Origin of the sequence: Cereibacter ovatus (assembly GCF_900207575.1) — a bacterium.
Taxonomy (GTDB): domain Bacteria; phylum Pseudomonadota; class Alphaproteobacteria; order Rhodobacterales; family Rhodobacteraceae; genus Cereibacter_A; species Cereibacter_A ovatus.
In genome coordinates this window covers 1-2698 of the sequence record NZ_OAOQ01000049.1, presented here as the reverse complement: position 1 = coordinate 2698, position 2698 = coordinate 1, and the positions used below count along the sequence as shown (strand labels likewise).

The 2698-nt window shown below is 58.3% G+C and carries 3 protein-coding genes; all 3 read left to right on the top strand.

Going from position 1 to position 2698, the window contains the following annotated elements; genetic code table 11:
- A partial coding sequence (locus CRO07_RS18175; protein ID WP_204840066.1) for a DUF6932 family protein occupies positions 1 to 658 on the top strand: 658 nt, incomplete at its 5' end.
- A complete protein-coding gene (locus CRO07_RS18170; protein ID WP_097032017.1) occupies positions 655 to 1932 on the top strand; it encodes an XRE family transcriptional regulator in 1278 nt (425 codons plus the stop codon). The genes CRO07_RS18175 and CRO07_RS18170, both read left to right, overlap by 4 nt.
- A complete protein-coding gene (locus CRO07_RS18165) occupies positions 1919 to 2527 on the top strand; it encodes a beta family protein (RefSeq protein ID WP_097032016.1) in 609 nt (202 codons plus the stop codon). The genes CRO07_RS18170 and CRO07_RS18165 overlap by 14 nt, the downstream gene beginning before the upstream one ends.
- Positions 2528 to 2698: the final 171 nt, after the last annotated feature.

Sequence of the window (2698 nt, the reverse complement as noted above, 5' to 3'; positions counted from 1 at the left end):
CCGCGCCGAATCCTATGAAATCCTGCAGGCCATGGCCACCAAAACCTCGGGTTTATCGCCTTGGATCAACCACTTCACGGTTGTTCAGGCCGGACCAAGTAGACCTTATCCCGCTGCGTGGCATCCAGCCTGCGGAAAGCTATTGTGGAAACCGTCTTACAACACTATTGTTGTATCTATGATCCCAACTCTCGTCTTGCTGCCCGGTTCGCCGTGGCCTGTGTTACCCCCCGGCATACACGCAGCCGGGCTCGCGGATGTGTCGGCGGCGTTCGCAACGAATGCCTGGCGGCGCAGCCTCTACGACGGCCTCGTCGATGCGTGCGGCAGGCTCCATCGGGCAGGATGTCCAACAGTCTATCTGGACGGAAGTTACGTTTCAGGAAAGCCAAAACCGGGCGATTACGACGCCTGCTGGGATCCGAGCGGGGTCGATCCGGCGAAGCTAGATCCGGTATTCCTGAACTTTCAAAACGGGCGCGCAGCACAGAAGGCTGCATTCAAGGGTGAATTCTTCCCGTCCTCAATGATGTGCGCCGATGTCGGAAAAGCATTTGTCGAGTTCTTTCAGCGGGACCGTTTTACGGGAATACAAAAAGGGATCATCGCCATTCCGCTCACGGCCGATCCGCTTCTCTCTGGAAAGGTGCAGCCATGATCTACAGTGACAAACAGTATGGTGTTGCTAGCGCCCGACTAAATGAATTGCGGGACGCCGTGGCTGCCGCGAAGGCGCGCGAGACCGACCAAGCATGGCTCAAGCAGGCGGAGATCGCAGGTATAAAGAGCCAGATCGCCGATATCGAGGCAGAGCTTGCCGAATACGACCTTCTCAAATCTGGTCAAGTCTCGTTCTCGAAGACATACGCGCTTGAAGAATTGCCGCGTGTGCTTGTGCAAGCGCGCATCGCTTCCGGCATGAGCCAGACCGACCTCGCCGAAAAGCTTGGCATGAAGCCACAACAGGTGCAGCGCTACGAAGCTAGCGACTACATGGGTGCCAGCCTCGGGCGGCTGATCGAGATTTCGAAGGCGCTCGGCGTAAAGGCGTCAGGAAGTTTCGAGGGGCCGAAGCAGGCAGGCGGATCGGTGTTCGCGTGGGGCGATGCCGACGATATCGTATGGGGCCAGCTTCCTTACAGGGAGATGATCAAGCGCAAGTGGTTTGACATGCCGCGCGGTGCAAACCCTGTCGAGCGCGTGAAGGAGTATTTTCTGCGGGCGGCTGGCCCACAATTTGCGACAGCCCTTCACCGTAAGAAGATGCACAGTGGCAATGCGCCCAACGAGTACGCTCTGCTCGCTTGGCAGGCGCGCGTACTGGAGAAAGCGCGCGGCAAGATCGAAGCGCAAAAGATCGGTCGCTTCGACGTCGATGATCGGTGGATGCCGCAACTGGTGGAACTCACCAAACGCAAGGACGGACCGAAGCGCGCTTGTGAACTGTTGGCCAGGAAGGGTATCGTTTTGATTGTTGAGAGGCACCTTCCGGGGTCATATCTCGACGGCGCGGCCATGCTCGCAGACGGTGGCACTCCGGTCGTTGGACTCACCCTTCGGCATGATCGCCTTGACAACTTCTGGTTCGTGCTGATGCATGAACTCGGTCACGTATTCCTGCACCTCTTCGACGGTCTGCGCTTTGACTTCTTCGACGAGGAAGATGGCAGTGACGGCGATACGATCGAGGCGGAGGCCGACAGATTTGCACTCGATGCTCTGATACCTAGTGATCTGTGGGATCAGTGTCTTTCGCGATTTGCCTTGTCCGAAGAGGCCGTGAAGATCGATGCGGAGACCATCGGCATAGATCCGAGCATCATCGCTGGGCGGATCAGGAAGGAGCGAGGCAACTACACGATCCTCAACGACTTGATCGGACTGGGTCAGGTGCGCGCGCAGCTTGAGGAGGCGGGCGATGATCTTGACTAAGGATATCTATGTGCCGGCAGTTCGGTGGCGGCAGGGCGAGTATCAGGCGCTTTCTCGTCTGGCCACCGCCGCCAAGGATCGGGTCGTGCCTTACATCACCATTCCCGAAGTGGAATATGATTTTGAAGCAAGGCAGCCGAAGAAGTCGGTCCACCAGCATGTGCATCCTTTTGCCGCCCGCTTCAATGCCAAGTGGGGCGGGCGGCCTGCTTGGGTGAACCTCCATCCCGGCATCGCCAATGAGCGGATGGATGATGGGCGAGATATTCCCGCCTACGTGTTTGAGGCTCTGCGTACGACTCAAGCAAATGCGATCCCGTCCGTGCCACTTGATGCGACGGCAGCCATCATCACGTCGGTTCGGGCTATAGCTGCGATAGATGGCCTTGGGTCTGCGATCTCTGTCCGACTGGAGGACCTGATGAAGCCTAATGTGCGCGCGCGCATTGAGGCGTTGGCAGCGTCTCTCGGTCTGTCTCTCGACGAAATTGACCTCGTCATTGATCTGGGAGCGCCGAACTACGAGCCCTATGCTGCGTTCGCAGGTGCGTTGATTGCGGCCATGCGCAGACTGGGCGACCTAGCAGGCTGCTGAAGAAGTCGGCCCTTGGCCCGGTTTGAGGAACATGATTCACCCTCGGCACGGTAACGTAGGGGGCAAAGATGCGGGAGACGGACGAGACGAGCGGTTCGCTGTTCAGCTATGTCGATCTTGAGGCTCGCATCCCCGCGCGGCATCCGTTGCGCAAGGTCAGGCAGGTGGTGA

Excerpts from the sequence above, each read along its gene's own strand:
- CRO07_RS18170 (WP_097032017.1), top strand. The coding sequence starts at position 655 with ATGATCTACAGTGACAAACAGTATGGTGTTGCTAGCGCCCGACTAAAT.
- CRO07_RS18165 (WP_097032016.1), top strand. The coding sequence starts at position 1,919 with ATGATCTTGACTAAGGATATCTATGTGCCGGCAGTTCGGTGGCGGCAG.